This is a genomic window from Paenibacillus sp. Soil522 (genome assembly GCF_001428245.1).
GTDB lineage: Bacteria > Bacillota > Bacilli > Paenibacillales > Paenibacillaceae > Pristimantibacillus.
In genome coordinates this window covers 133,727-148,537 of sequence record NZ_LMRV01000088.1, presented here as the reverse complement: position 1 = coordinate 148,537, position 14,811 = coordinate 133,727, and the positions used below count along the sequence as shown (strand labels likewise).

Below are 14,811 nucleotides of genomic sequence, written 5' to 3'. Positions count from 1 at the left end.
GTGCTACAAGCCCCGATCCTTGCCCGCGCGCTGGAAGTCCTCATCCCATTTGAACTTTTCGTTATAAGTATTCATGACCTCTTCATATAAAGGACCGAAGCTTGCGTTCGGGCTGCTCTGAATGATCCGGTATAACCGCAGAAACCGGTCTTTAGGAAGCTTGCGCGCATAGCGCAGCACCAAATACGGATAAAGGGCAACGTATCGTTTCATTCTGACTGCAGCACCGGCAACGCCGACTAATATGTTCTCGCCATGCTCCATTTTCAGAATCTGGGCTTCATGCACCAAAATATACCGGAACGTATTTTCCTTGAGCAGATCCCGCCTGATTTTCGCGAGCTCGCCGATATATTCAACAAGATCGGGATTAAAATGGTCCATTAGCAGCGGGTCCAGCATAAGGTCCATGTCCTTGCGCAGCACAAACGATTGAAGCAGCAATATTTGCTCGATCCGAAGCTGGTCGGTATGGACGAGCGCTCCGATTTCTCGCAGCATTTCATAAGCGAGCGGTTTATTGCCGCTATGAAACACCTGAATAGCCGAATCACGGTCATTAACAAGGCCTGCAATGAGGGTATAAGCTTCATTTTGAAATAATTTTTGTAGCTGCAAGCGCAAAAGTGCAGGGGTCGACCGTCTCTGGATCGTCCATAATAGAGCGAGTAACGCCAAGCCTCCTGCGGCGGACAGGCTGGACTGCATAGTGGACCCGCTCATCGCCAGGCCGGCGCCGATAATTAACAATGCAATGAGCCGCGCTTTCCACATCGATCGCTGCAGCATGGAGGATGCTCGTTTCTCCACGCTTTGCAGGGCAGCTTTGCCGCATATTGGGCATTTTGCATCACCAAGTACAGTGAAGTAATTGCAGCGTCGGCATATTTTAAGCTTATTATAAGGGTAGCGTGCTTTAATATAAGGGTTAAGAAGTACCGGCAGCTTCTTTGTCATTCGCGGTCACGCTGCCCGCTGCTTCTCAGGATAGATAAGACAAGCTTGTTAAGGTCCTCATGAGAAGGAGCCCGCTTCCGGCGTGAATGGCAGCTAATAGCATTGATCATGACAAAAAGAAACAATAATCCAAGACAGACGTATGTAACCATGTATTATTCCTTTCTTACAGTAAAAGTGATTTCTGGAAATCTATCAGGTATACTTATTTAATAGTATATCATCATCTTGGGAGCAGTTACTAACCGTGACTATTGGTCTAGGCGGCAGATGCTCTCGTCCCATTGCAAAGGAGTACAATAATGAATCGACTTAAACGTTTGTCACATCAACTTATATGGGTTTCCGCCCTGCTATTGCTGCCGTTCAGCGGCTTATCCACGGCGTACGTGGCGCAAGGCGCCTCTCGAATCGATGCGGTGCTGGTGCTCGATGTGAGCAATTCGATGAGCACAAGCGATCCGGGCAAAATTGGCAACGAAGCGATGAAGATGTTTATCGACATGCTGTCGGCGCAGGGCGATCAGGTTGGAATCGTTGCCTATACCGATGAGATCCAGCGCGAGAAGGCGCTGTTGGAAATCCAGTCGGCGGCGGACAAGGAGAACCTGAAGGGCTTTATCGATCAACTGAACCGCGGCGCCTACACTGACATATCCGTCGGAGTTAAGGAAGCTGTGCAAATTTTGGATGATGGAGCTGATCCCGGTCACGAGCCGATGATTATTTTGCTTGCTGACGGCAATAACGATTTTAATGAAGATTCCGGCAGAACAGAGGCCCAGTCCGACGCGGACATGAAGAAGGCCATTAAAGAAGCGAATGAAAGCGGCGTTCCGATCTATACGATTGGTTTGAACGCCAACGGTAAATTAAATGAGGAAGCGCTGGCCGAGCTTTCGGATTTGACAGGCGGAAAGTCGTTCTCAACCGATTCGGCAGATGATTTGCCGCAAATATTAAGTGAGATTTTCGCCAGCCATCAGGAGCTGAACGTCGTGCCGGTCGATTCGTTTACGGCGGACGGAAACTATCAAAATGTGAAAATCTCCGTTCCAAATGCCAATGTATTGGAAGCGAATATTTCGATCATGTCATCTAAACCGGTTGAGGCGAAGCTGGTTGATCCGGCAGGCAACGCTGTTGCGATTCCTTCGGACGGCGTCCTGCAATCGAGGTCGAAGAGCTACTCCCTGCTCAAGCTGCTTAAGCCGTCCGAAGGTGAGTGGACGCTGCAGGTTAAAGGCGTGAATCGCGATAAAATCGATATCAATCTTATTTTTAACTATGATCTGAGCCTTGCGATGGACCCGCTCGGTTCAACGGCCTATTCGAAGGGCGATAAGGTGCAATTCAGCTCTTATCTGGTAAGCGGAGGGAAAAAGCTGGAGGACAAGACGCAGTACAGCAACATGAGCGCGGTTTTACTCGTTAAAGATTTGGACACCGGTACAACCGAGGAATTACCGATGGAAAATGCGGGCGATCATTTTGAAGGAACGTATAAAATTGCCGAAGAGCATGACTATGAGATCAGAGTAAAGGCCGAGGAGGAAAGCTTCTTCCGTGAGACGGATGCGGTTACCATTACGGCCAAAGCAGGAACGGCACCGGCCAAGCCGGAAGGCAAAGCAGAGAAGCCATTCCCGGTTGTGCCTGTCATTATAGGCGCGGTAGGTCTGGCGGTTTTGCTTGCAGCAGGCTACTTCATGCTCCGTCTTCTAAAGCAGGCGAACCGCGGCTTTGTCGGCCAGCTCGTCATTGAAATCCGGGACGAGAATACGGGTGACAAAACGTCGCCGCAGTATAAGAAGCTGTCTGCTTTCAAAGGCAAGCTGCTGCTCCATCAGCTGCTGCAGCTGGCGCCTGAGCTGAAGGAAACAGAGAAAGTCGTCTTCAAACCGGGCAGCAACGACCGCATCGTACTGGAAAACGGCTCCTCATGCACGATTGAGAGGTCGGGACGGGCAATCGATGCGGCCCGCCCATTGGAAATGAAGAGCGGAGACCGCCTTACGGTTTCGCTGAAGCAAGTGGATAAAACGATATTAATTGAATATCTCGTTTAAATAGAGCTCAGGAGGTAGTAATGAATGAAACCCATCGTAAGAGAACATATTCAGCAGCTCGACGTTTCACTTGGCGGAGGTATTGTCAGTGAGAAAATTCGGGTAGACACGATTGATAACCCGATTTTGATTATTGGACTTGGCGGTACCGGCATCGATGCGCTGCTGCGCTTGAAATATCAGATTAACCGCCGTTTTAAGCTGCCGGAGGATCCGGTTTCCAAGCGAAAGCGCGATAAGCCGAACAACGTGGAGTTCCTTGCCTTCGAAACGAATGAACAGGACCGCAACAAAAAGTATAAAGGGATCGGTCTCGATCCGATTAATGAATTCGTGCTGCTGTCCAATCCCGAGGTTGGGGGACTGCTGCAAAACCGCAGCATTTTGGAGCCGTACATTACAGACTGGCTGTCGCCTGAGCTGAGCATTACCGATGGGATGAACGGTGCGGCTGGCGTGCGTCAAGCAGGCCGGCTGCTGCTGTTTACGAAGATAAACCAAGTCGTGCAAAGCATCGACAAAAAAATTAAGACGCTGTCTGTCGGCACGAATAAGAAGCTGATGGTATTTCTGCTCACTGGCTTATCCGGCGGAACGGGCAGCGGCTGCTTCCTCGATATTTCGTATATCGTCAGAGGGATTATCGAGCGCGATCACGGCTCTGCAGGCATCGACCGGGTTAACACGCTTGGTTATTTGTTCACGCCGGACATTAATCTTGCGAACAAAAGCTTGAGCGATCATACGCGCGAGTATATCAAGAAGAACGGCTATGCCGCACTGAAGGAATTGGACTATTGGATGAATGTGGACAGCCGGGGAGAGCGGTTCAAGCAGCAGTACGGCAATATCCTGTCCGTTAATTCGCCGCTTCCGCCCTTTAACCTGTGCCATCTCATCTCGGCCACAAATGCGGAAGGCAAGCTGCTCGAGAATGCCTACGATTACTGCATGAACGTGACGGCGGAGAACATTACGAACTTTATTTCGAGCGAGGAGAAGCAGTCCGGCGAAGAATTCGCCATTCATGATTATATTAGCAACATTCGGACGAATATCGCTCAAATGAACAAGATGTATCCGGCCAACTACGACTACAACATTATCGGAGCTTCTTCGGCGGTACTGCCAATCGAGGAAATGACGACGTATTTAGCCTACCGGCTCTTTAATAAAATGGACAAAATGTTCGAGAAGGCGCCGAGTCAGGACGATGTGGAGAAATTTGCGCGCAAGCTTGGAATCGACCTCGAAACGATGATGAAGACATTCGATTCACGCGTACCGGAGCCGCTGCCGGGCTTCGAGAACAGTGAGCGCCTCAGCTATAATAACGTGGTGAAAATGCAAGCCGTGAACATGGATACCGAGCTGGAGCAAAACTTCCTGACCCGTGCGCGCGAGGAATATATCAAGGCCAAAAAACAGCTTCCGGGTGAAATCGTCGGGCAATTTACCGATCAAATTCGCCGTACGTTCCTTCATCCGGAGCAGGGACCGTTCTACGTATCCCGTCTCCTGTATACCGAGAAAGGCTTTTGCCTGCTAAAGATGCTGCTCTCTTATATTGAGACGCTTCGCGAGGGGCTGTCGCGGCTTCCGCGGGAAATTGAAGCGGCCAGAGAACAGGCGAATGAGCGCATGGGTGATGCGAAGAGCGCGTTCGTATCCAAGGAGAAGAAGAAAAACAACTATATTGAAGCGAAAATCAATGAGTACTGGCTGCATGCCGATGTCGAGCGTATGGAGCAATTGATTGAGTTTTATGAGGATCTGCACCAGCTCTTGAACAACGAGAATAACCGGATCTATAACGTGTTTACGGAAATTTTAAATGTACTTAATTCGATTTTTGCCAAAAACGGTGACATTCTCACAAACGGGGAAGAGCAGTCCGACCATAAGGGGAACAAAACGTATTATTGGAACATCGTCGGCGTGCCGGACATATCCGATGTCATCAGCCGGTTAATGGATAAGAAAGATGGGGACGATCTGATTCGCGACTTTACGCAGGAGCTGCTGGATCATTCGAACCTATGGGTGAAGGAGCAGGAAATCGATATCGTCAGCTCGATCTCGGAATTTTTGACCGATAAATTCGGCGACCTTATTACGAAATCGATGGAAGAATTCCTCGTTATGAAATACGGAAACGATGAATCGATCGAGAAATTTGTTGAGCGTCATATCGCAAGCAAGCTGGATGAGGAAGCAGTTCCAGTATTCCATCTCAGCAACAGCTCGGGCAATTTGCATGTCCCGTCATGGGGCTTCGTGTCGGTGCCGGTGCAGGCGCCCAGCATTTTGCGGGGAATTCGGAACTATCAAAATAACTCGATCGGTAAATCCCACTTTACGATCAAGGAAAGCGAAGTCAAAAACCGGATTTTCTGGCTGAATACGAGAAACGGCGTGCCTCTATTCGTTTATACGCCGCTCAAGGTATACGAGGAAAGCTATGAACGAACGATTTTGGACAAGGAAGGTATCGGGCGCCACCTGGTGCAGACTGAACGGGTCAATTGGACGTATTTGCCGTCGCCGATTCCAGAGAAATCATGGGGAGACACGTACGTCAATCCACGCGTGAAAAGCTATAACGCCAGAGTCCGCGAAGAGTTTGCTAAAGCGAAGGGCTACCGCATTATCGAGGAGAAAGGCATCGATAACAACATGAGCAGCCGTTATTCGGTTCGTTTCACGAAGCCGTTTCAGCTGTCTGATGCGCTAAAACCTTTCAATATGCAGCTCGATGCGGCAAAGCCGAATTTGGGCGAGGTCAAACGGGCGTGGAGCGAGCTGAAGCGCCTTCTATCCGAAGGGCTGGAACTCGAAACGACGAAAGATATATTCGGAAGCTTTACGGAGGAGCTTGCACAGGAAAATCTGATTCGTTCGCCGGAGCAGCTAAGACGGGTTCGCGAGGAACTCACGAAGTACGAGTCTATTGCGGTTAAATCAAACGAGCTTGAGCAGCTGCTTCATCAGCATCAGGATGAGGAAAAGTGGCTCGATCATTTTATCGAGGCGCTGTACACGGAGACGATCTGCAAGAAGGGGGCGCTTTATGTGTACGACCGCGAACCTGAGGAGGAGGCTTGGCAGCCTTTCGCCAACTTAATGAAGAGCAGCAGCTTTGTTGAGCATGTGGTGTTCGAGAGCTTCCGCCAGCTGGATGAGAAGAGCCGCGGTACGCTCTTGCGCAAATCAGCGCGCAGAGTAACGGAATTGACGGCAACGGAGGATACCTCACTGCTGGTTGCTAAGCTGGATGAGCTGTTCGGCATATTCCTTGATGCGCGCGAGCGTCTCGAATATGAGAAGGTCGAGCTTGCAAACGGTGAGGACTTGCACCGGTTTTATAAGGAAATGACTACAAAGCTTAATGAAATTCGCAGAAAGTTGAAATAGTTATGAGAGTATTATTGGATCGATATGCGGCCGGCTATTCGGCCGCTGAACAGAAGCTGAGCGGTCTTGAGGATGATCAGAGCAGCATTTACTATCCAACCGTGTTTCTATTTATCGGCGATGAAGCAGGGCATGCGATTGAGCCGATGATTTACTCGAATGAATTGAAATGGGACAATAATGCCGGGGTTATTTACTTTCATGTAGCATCAAGTGAAACGAATGCCAGCGTCGAGATGGGGAATCCGTCTAAACCGGCGTCATCATACCGTGAGGGTAAGACTGGCCAATCTGCTCCGAAGGTCATGCGGGCTGCGCTGACCGGAATTGCTGAGGGTCAGGATGATAACCGGACAAGACGCAAGGATATAGGGGCCGCCTTCTACGCTGAGGGCCGTTATTTGGCCTTGCTCAACCGGGCGCTGCGGCAGGTTAGCGACACGATTGCAGATTTTGGCCGCTTGTACTCCTCCTTTGACCGCCTTCATCTTGCCGTTATTACTAGGGTTGATGATCCGCTTAACGTGCTTGTCCCAGAAATATCGCTGCTCGCGCAATCGATTTTTCTGCAGCTGTTCAAATCGGTACAAATGGATTTGTATGTTTTGATTAATGAACGGGAGCAATCGGAGACGTTCGGTTATGCCAGCGCGGCGGGAGTCAGCTTCTTGCGCGAGCTTGACGGCATGCAGTCACCGGATTATTCGTTCTCCGCGCGGCTGCAGGTGACCGGAGACGGCTTATCGATTCCGGTCGTTCATAAGCCGTCTCCATTATTTGATCTTGTCTATGTATTATCTGACCGTAACGAGCGGGGAATTACGACTCTTAACGGGATGCAGGACAACTATGAGATCATTTGCCACATTCTGCTGTTGAAAAACAGGAAGAGGAAGGATGCCCAGGTACAGTCCAATGACGTAAGCTACAATAATTCGTCCTTCAAGAATAGCTTAATGGCCGAATCAGGAAGACAAGGCTACGTCTCAGCCGGGCTTGCCAAGGTGAAGCGTCCCAATTATTCGATCGCCTTAACCGTGCTGTACCACTTCTTCAAGGAAATGAAAGCGCGGCTGCAAAGTGTGCCTGATCCGGGTACGAAGGAGAAGCTGGCGTTTTTCGGGCTCGATATGGCGGCGACGGAGGCGCGTTTGGCCGAACTTGTTCCAAGCGAAGATAACCTTGCCGATATGACCGGGCTCTTAACGAGCGGCATTCGATACGAGCAGCTGCGGCGTATGTCGCTGCGCGAGGCCGAGGAGGCTTTGTTCAGCGGCGGCTGCGCCGCTTTCTTCCGTAAGCATTTCACAAGTACAGCTGAGGAGCGCCTCGGCTATGTAAAGGCTGGGGAAGAGCTGCGGCGCACTGTTAACCGAAATATGCAGGAGCGTCCGCAGATCAGCTTTTATCAGGTGTCCGAGTGGACGGACGAGAAGAATGAGGCAGGCAGTGCGCTAGAGGCCGTTCGCGCTCGAAAACGCGATTTGGTCAGAGAAATCGATTTAGCCGGGGAGGAGCTTGAACGCGTCCGCGAAATACGTGTCGAGGACTTGAAATTTCAACGGCTTCCGTTTATGGATAAGCAAAATTTACGCTCCTTTATACGCGTTTTTTTCGAAACGGTCTATCGGCAGCAGTGGCAGCTATTACGATTGGAGACTGAACTCGCCTTGTATCGAAGGTTCGCAAGCGAGTTGGAGCTTCTGCACGAAGGCCACCGAAAACGTGTTGAGCAAATGGCTGCGCTTGCGGAAGAGCTTAAGACGGCGTCGCTTCAAAGCATCCGCTCGGCGGATGACTATATCGGGCAAAATATTTTCGATTATTACGAGCGTGTAACCGGGGATGTCGTGAAGGACATCGAAGAGAAGCGCGGCGCATCAGCGTTCTTCGAGGACCGATTGTTGGGCAGCGTGACAAGGCTTCTGGAACAAGAAGATCATGTATTTGTAGAGCGATTGATCGATATTTGCCGCAAGCACATCCTGACCGCAGAGCCCTTTGCTCAAACCTTCGAGGAGGAACTGCTGCTGCGGGCGAACGTATCCGTTGCTTACAGCAATCGCAAAGCCTTATCTCGGGATGAGCTGTTCCACCTTCTGTACCGGACGCTTGAGGATAACGCGGCTATTCATATCCGTCTGCTTGACTATACTCACGAGCATCGCTACGAGGAAAAATATTTGTTCGGAGACCGGGAGAGCGAATTTATCCGCTATGCTCTTGGCGTTGACGAAACAACGCGCATCTACAAGCTGGGCTGTGTGCATGAGAAGCGCAGCAGCGGAGTCGAAAAATTAAATATAATGGGCGGCTTTCATTTAGAAGATTTGATGTATTACCGCAACGGCAAAGTATACTATGAAACTTATCTGCAGAATGGGTACGAATTTCACACGATTCATCCATCCCTTCTGCCTGAGCTTCGCTGACTGTTATACATCGATAATCGCTGCGGTCCACCAGCAAGGGAAAGGATGCTGTCATCATGCAACGAAAAATGAATATGCTTCTCCTCTTGTTCAGCTTGATAGGCGGTACAATTGGATTCGCGATCGGCGAGGTTATACTGGGCAAGCTGTCGGAAGGGTGGCCGCGCTTTGTCGTCGTTGGCCTCTACTACGGCGTCCTTGCTCTATGCATTGGACTGTCCTGCTTGATTGCCGAAATGATTTCGCCGCGTTTAAACGGGGCTTCCTGGCGGCAGCGCTACATCGATTTATCCTGGAAGCTGCTCGTACCTGCGACGCTGGCGCTGCTGTTCGTGGTCGGCGGATTGGTTCAGCTTATTTATGGGCTGCAATTCGGCGGCTTGAAGCCGGTGAAGGATATCGTGCTTGTCATCGATAATTCGGGAAGCATGCTGGAAACCGATCCTGACAACGAGCGGTTTTCAGCTGCGAAGCAGCTGATTAACAACATGGAGAGCGATAATATTTACGATAAGATCGATAAGCAGACGCTCTTAACAGAGCGTACAGGTACGATTGCAGATAGTACGTTCTACACGCTGCTTCGTATTTTATCATTAGTCATTATCGGTGCAGCGATTGGTGTAGCGCTAGGAATTCTGTTCGACAATCGGTTTTTGGCGGTTAGCTTTGGCGCTGGCGGCATAGTCGGCGGATTGCTGGCAGGCTTTATTCTAGACTTCGGCTTGTCTGGGCATGTGCTCTCGGACGGATTATCCCGTCTAGCCGCTGTGCTCGTGTTGGCGGCAATCATTGCTTTATTTACGCTTGTTGTTCCAGTGGGAGAGAAAAACGGCACTAAGCCGCGCGGAGGCGGAAGAAAAGGCAGTTTACAGGACCGTCCCGCCGCGGGCTTGGGCGGACGGACGAAGGATAGCCGCAGCCATGGATTTTAAACGATGCGGGAGGCGGATATAAATGCGGTTTATCGATGCGGAGGACAGTTCTCCGATTATCAGCGGCTTGACCCGCGTGATCGAGGAGGACCGCTGCACGCTGCGCTGGATTTGGCCGGGAGGCATAGAAGCGGTTTACATCGGGAAAACGCCTGCCGAACAGGCGGAGAACGGTTCCGGAATCACCGGAAACGTAAAGCTGTATACGAAGGCGGAGTATAAAGCGAATAACGGCTATCACAGCCGGATAGAAGGTTTCGGACTTTACGTCTTTACGGTATATGCCTGTCAGGAGGGGAGCGGCGGCCTGCAGCTCATCCTTCAGCAGGATCGTGAAAATAGCATAGAAATCAGTGCCGACAAGGCTAAAATTTATTATTCGGTCTCGGATAAAAGCTGTTTTTTTAGAAAGTTCAAAACGATTCAAATTCAGGTGACGACAGAAGTCCCGATCGCGAAGGACGTGCTCTGCTATGTGAAGAAGCAGGGCGGTTACCCCTTAAATAAAGAAGATGGTATGTTGTATCCGTTTGTCGCGCCGTTTGCAGCGGGGAAAAATGTTCTGCCTGCAATTGAGATAGGAAAACAGGATTTTATCCGGTTGTTTTTCACCGATGGCCGGAAATACGGGCAAATTTACGAATTGATTTCAGTATAAAGGAGGAAGATCGTTTGAGCATTTTCGATATTTTCAAAAAAAAGCCGGAGTCGAAGCCGCGGCCATTATTTTACGATATTGTCTGTCCCTACTGCTTCAGCAAATTCACGCCGGAAGAGGTCGTGTTCCGCGCCACCCATTCCCGCGAGGACGATGAGGATTATGCGCTTGGGGAAGACGAAGAGCTGAACAAATACCGCGAGCGCTTTGGCCTCGATTCTGTACATGATATGGAAGCGGTGCTCCGTCCGCACGACGTGCCTGAAGAGCACCTTGTATACTCCGACCATGTGTTAATCGGAATTAATGACCGTTACGGCGAGTTAACCCGCAGAAGGCTTTGTCCAAAATGCCATAACGAGCTTCCGGTGACGGCAGGCAAGGTGCCAAGCAACATTATTTCCATTATTGGCGCTTCCCAAGTAGGTAAATCGGTGTATATGACCTCATTGATCCATACGCTGCAGAACACGACGGCGGATCATTTCAATGCAGCCTGCATGCCGCTCAACGCTGAAATTAGCCGAAAGTTCCGTACCTATTACGAAGAGCCGTTATTCGAGCGCGGCGATCTGCTTGCATCCACCCAGAAGGAGAAGATGCAGGAGCCGTTTATTTTCCAATTCGTCTTTAAAGATGAGAAGAAGCCGCCCTTGACGCTCGTATTTTTCGATGTGGCGGGCGAGGGCATGGTAGAACAGGATTACCTCGGTCTGCACGGTCAGCATATTAAAAACTCGGCAGGCATCCTGCTGATGGTTGATCCGCTGCAAATCCGTTCGATCCGCGAGAAAATTAGAATGAACCTGGGCGATAAGCCAGGTGTTTGGGTCTCCCAATACGATGAGCCGCGCGACGTGGTGCTGACGATGTTCGGTGATTTCATTGCCTATCAGGAAAATAACAAAACGGATATTCCGACTGCCGTCGTTCTGACTAAGAGCGACATGCTTCATTCCTTGAAGGATGAGGATGGCGAATATATTAAATCAAACAGCAATATTTTCAACAATATGGTGCACCGCAATTATTTTAACCTGACTGAATTTGAAAATATCGACGGAGAAATCCGCCGCTTCATCGAGAAGGTCGACCGGCCGTTCAAGGGTACGATGGACGTTTATTTCAGGGATACGGCTTATTACGCGGTATCCGCTTTGGGAAGCAATCCGGTGGATCAGAAGCTGCAGACCGTCGTTAGTCCAATCCGGGTCGACGAGCCCTTCATTTGGCTGCTTTATAAGCTGAATTTCATTGAGGGGAGAAGAGAATAGTGCGCGATTCTACGCCCGGCAGAAAGATCCAGCAGCAGATGTACGCACGGGAAAGACGCGGCATTTTTAGGTCCACGGAGGGCTATGATACGATTGCCAAGTCAAGCGGTTTAGAGCCTTCTTTTATCAAAAAGGTGCTCCATCCGTTCTGCGTGTACGATGCGCCAGCCGAGCTGGCAGCGCGCGGCGAGAAGGACGGCGCCTTATATCCTGAGACTATGCATTTGCTCCATCTGGAAAATGGTGACGTTCTGCTGGGGCGCAGCGTCTATCAGGCAGCGGATTTTACTGGACTTCGCAGCGCGTTCTTTACGCATAACTATATTATTCCCAGCGGGTACGGCAGCAAGTCCGCTAGTGATTACAAGAACTGGCTGCAAGCAGCTTTCACGGATAGCTATGATATCGATAGCGGCATGGAGATAGCGGAACTTACCAGCCTGCCGCTTCATGCGGCTGCAGCGGTTAAGCCTGCCTATCATTCGATATTAACACTGCTGAATATAGGAGAAAAGCGATTTAAGCAGCTGTTGTATGCGGTGATGGCGGCAGTCGGCGGCAAGAAAAAGATTTACGTTGCGCTTGATGTGCCGATTAAGCAGCTGCCGGATAAAGCAAAGCTGCTGCTTTCGCTGCTTTATGCATGTCTGCCTTACGCCTTCCGCAAGCAGCTTGGCTTTATTACGTACGCGAAAGAGCCGCAAAGCCGAAAATCGGTGCATCTCACGTTCGTGGAGAAGGGGAGCCTGCGGCAAGGGGACCGCAGCATCGAGAAGGATTATACGTTTGATTTTGTAAACGACCGCATGATGAATGTCGATCTAGACGGAACGGATCAGCCGTATTTGGATTTTGCGTGGGACAATTTAGACCGCCCTGAGCGAGCGGACAGCTTCTTCCAATTTGCTGAGCAGATGCTTGCAGGCATGGAACCGGAGCGTCAAATTACTGCGGCCAGCTATCACGAGCTAAACGTCATCTATCAAATCGAGGAAGGCAACGATTCGTTGTATGAAGAGCATAAAACCGCAGTGCTGCGCGGCTTGCTCGAATATATACAGCCGTCCGGCTCGATAGATTACAAGATTCGCCTGAATGATTTATTTCTGTCCCGATTTGACTATGAGTTTGACCGTGTGCGGCAAGGAGTAGTGCCGGAAGCGTTCATAGTGGATGCCTTTAAGGATTACTACCGGATCGTTGGCAGAAATATCGAAAACAAATTCGTCTCGTTCCTCATCCTGGCGCTCAATAACGCGAAAAGGCAGAACGAGCAAGAAACGGCTGCTTTTTTCTATGCGGCCGTTGAAAGCAATTCAGCCTTAAGCAAGGCTTTCTTTACAAGGCTTCTGGCTGATTCTAGATACGCCTCCACCTTGTTCATTCCCTATCTGGAGAAGAAGCTGAAGGCTGCAGCGGGAGCGAAAAGCGTGCTTCAGATGATTGAGCATTGGGGAAACAATCATCCGAGGCTTTTCGGCTATGAACCGTTTCATACGTTTGCCCGTCAGCAGCTGACGGACAGGCTGGAACGCGAGTGCTATTCGATACCAGCGGTAAGTAGCGCTCTAGATCAGCTGCGCAGGCTGGAAGGGGAAGCTCGGCTAGGAAGAGAGAAGCATCCGTCTTCTCATAAAGAAGTTGACTTGTATCAGGGGCTGGAGCTTGCAATCTATCGTGCGATGCTTTCCGAGCTGGATTTTGACAGCCTCACCAAAGATCAGCTCGCGTCAGCGCAATTTCTCAGCTATAAGGATCAGCTGCAGCGGTGGAACGGACAGCTGCAGGATCCTAGGCAAAAATCGGCTGCTCATGAGCTGCTAGCCATATATGAATGGTTTGTGCTGCCGGAGCCGGCTGAAGCGTTATTCGGCCGTCTGTCTCCGGCAGAGACAGACCATGTTCAGCAGGCAGGACGCCGGCTATTGGCGGGAGAACTGGAGCCCGCTGCATTTTCTCGCCTCGTACCTGCCTTCTTGCGCAGCACGGATATGGTAACGGTAGATTATACGGGGATGCTCGACTATTTGCAGCGGAATGCTTCGAATAAGGAGATGATATACCGCTTCTTCCAATGGTCGGAGAATCATCCCGATTTCATGAGGTCAAGAGGCTTCGTGCCAGCCTATACGTCAGCCATAGTCGGTTATTTTATGAAATATGACCGCGATGCTTTCAAAAAACGTGCGAATCGCAAGCAGCTTTTCGATAAAGCGGGGTCTTCTCTTACTGCCGTTTATAAGCAGGCTGAACAGGAGCTTTCCTCGAAGCGATCCAAATTATTTTTTCGGAATCGTAAAGCGACGATAATTACATCTATAGCAGTGCTGGGAATAATTGCCGCAGGCATCATGTATTCATTCTCCGGCAAAGGTGATGAGAATCCAAAGGGTGCGGCTTTGCCTGAGGTGAAGCCTACAGCAGAAGCAGGCACAGCCCCGCCGGATACGCTCGTATACGCCGAGCAAACTGCTGGGACTGAGGGCGGGATGGCAGCAACCTCCCTTGTGTTCTTATTCAAGGATGTATCAGCTTGCACACAGTTTGCGCCGGGTTCATTAGCGATAGAGTCTCCGGGTGTTGAAGCAGTGGAATACACGGAGCTTGAGCTCTCTCCTGCTTGCAGCGGTGATACGGCGAATGACAGCACGGAGGGTAATCCGTCCGAAGGTTCGGCGCAGCCGGCAGAATCCGCTGCTCCACCTGCGATTTTGCCTACAGCAACGCCCGTTTCAAATGCCGGTACTGCGACCGATTCTTCCAGTACCGATGAGAGTGACAGCCTGAATGCTGCTGCCTCTGATTCGGTGGGTCGTACCGGTACAAGCTCTCAGCCAGAGCAAAGCGGCAGCCCGACGCTTGAGCAAGAAGGCTATACGAGCCGGGTTGTTGTTCATCTCGGCAAGCAGACCGATATTCCGGCTGACAGCATCATCCGGGTTGGCGAAGCAGAATATGAGGTTACTGTGCTGCGCGTTGTCGATAAATAAAAGTGATTTAGAACCTTTTTCTATACGACTTTAGTCGAGAACAAAACCATTCCACAGGTCCGCTGGAATTCAGACCGGGGCC

The 14,811-nt window shown here is 50.4% G+C and carries 8 protein-coding genes; 7 read left to right on the top strand and 1 reads right to left on the bottom strand.

Annotated elements, in window-relative coordinates:
* Positions 1-3 precede the first annotated feature (3 nt).
* Positions 4-957 carry a hypothetical protein gene (locus ASG81_RS26090; RefSeq protein WP_056641486.1) on the bottom strand — a complete coding sequence of 318 codons (954 nt, stop codon included), beginning with the start codon at positions 955-957 and terminating at the stop codon, positions 4-6.
* A 302-nt stretch (positions 958-1,259) separates the two neighbouring features.
* Between ASG81_RS26090 and ASG81_RS26085 the strand changes: the two genes are divergently transcribed.
* From ASG81_RS26085 to ASG81_RS26055, 7 genes are read left to right on the top strand one after another with little or no spacing between them, the layout of a single operon-like run.
* Positions 1,260-3,026 carry a vWA domain-containing protein gene (locus ASG81_RS26085; RefSeq protein WP_056641482.1) on the top strand — a complete coding sequence of 589 codons (1,767 nt, stop codon included), beginning with the start codon at positions 1,260-1,262 and terminating at the stop codon, positions 3,024-3,026.
* A gap of 24 nt (positions 3,027-3,050) precedes the next feature.
* A complete protein-coding gene (locus ASG81_RS26080; protein ID WP_056641480.1) occupies positions 3,051-6,440 on the top strand; it encodes a tubulin-like doman-containing protein in 3,390 nt (1,129 codons plus the stop codon).
* Positions 6,441-6,442: 2 nt separating this feature from the next.
* Positions 6,443-8,872 carry a transcription initiation factor TFIID gene (locus tag ASG81_RS26075; RefSeq protein WP_056641477.1) on the top strand — a complete coding sequence of 810 codons (2,430 nt, stop codon included), beginning with the start codon at positions 6,443-6,445 and terminating at the stop codon, positions 8,870-8,872.
* A gap of 56 nt (positions 8,873-8,928) precedes the next feature.
* The gene (locus tag ASG81_RS26070; protein WP_056641472.1) at positions 8,929-9,807 is read left to right on the top strand and encodes a vWA domain-containing protein; all 879 of its coding nucleotides are present in this window, start codon (positions 8,929-8,931) and stop codon (positions 9,805-9,807) included.
* Positions 9,808-9,829: 22 nt separating this feature from the next.
* Positions 9,830-10,465, top strand: a complete 636-nt coding sequence (locus tag ASG81_RS26065; protein ID WP_056641470.1) for a hypothetical protein — start codon at positions 9,830-9,832, stop codon at positions 10,463-10,465.
* Positions 10,466-10,479: 14 nt separating this feature from the next.
* The gene (locus tag ASG81_RS26060) at positions 10,480-11,739 is read left to right on the top strand and encodes a TRAFAC clade GTPase domain-containing protein (protein ID WP_056641467.1); all 1,260 of its coding nucleotides are present in this window, start codon (positions 10,480-10,482) and stop codon (positions 11,737-11,739) included.
* A complete protein-coding gene (locus tag ASG81_RS26055) occupies positions 11,739-14,729 on the top strand; it encodes a GAP1-N2 domain-containing protein (RefSeq protein WP_056641465.1) in 2,991 nt (996 codons plus the stop codon). The genes ASG81_RS26060 and ASG81_RS26055 overlap by 1 nt, the downstream gene beginning before the upstream one ends.
* Positions 14,730-14,811 lie beyond the last annotated feature (82 nt).

Bases quoted from the DNA above. Each gene is read 5' to 3' on its own strand.
- ASG81_RS26090 (WP_056641486.1), bottom strand. From the start codon at position 957: ATGACAAAGAAGCTGCCGGTACTTCTTAACCCTTATATTAAAGCACGC.
- ASG81_RS26085 (WP_056641482.1), top strand. From the start codon at position 1,260: ATGAATCGACTTAAACGTTTGTCACATCAACTTATATGGGTTTCCGCC.
- ASG81_RS26080 (WP_056641480.1), top strand. From the start codon at position 3,051: ATGAAACCCATCGTAAGAGAACATATTCAGCAGCTCGACGTTTCACTT.
- ASG81_RS26075 (WP_056641477.1), top strand. From the start codon at position 6,443: ATGAGAGTATTATTGGATCGATATGCGGCCGGCTATTCGGCCGCTGAA.
- ASG81_RS26070 (WP_056641472.1), top strand. From the start codon at position 8,929: ATGCAACGAAAAATGAATATGCTTCTCCTCTTGTTCAGCTTGATAGGC.
- ASG81_RS26065 (WP_056641470.1), top strand. From the start codon at position 9,830: ATGCGGTTTATCGATGCGGAGGACAGTTCTCCGATTATCAGCGGCTTG.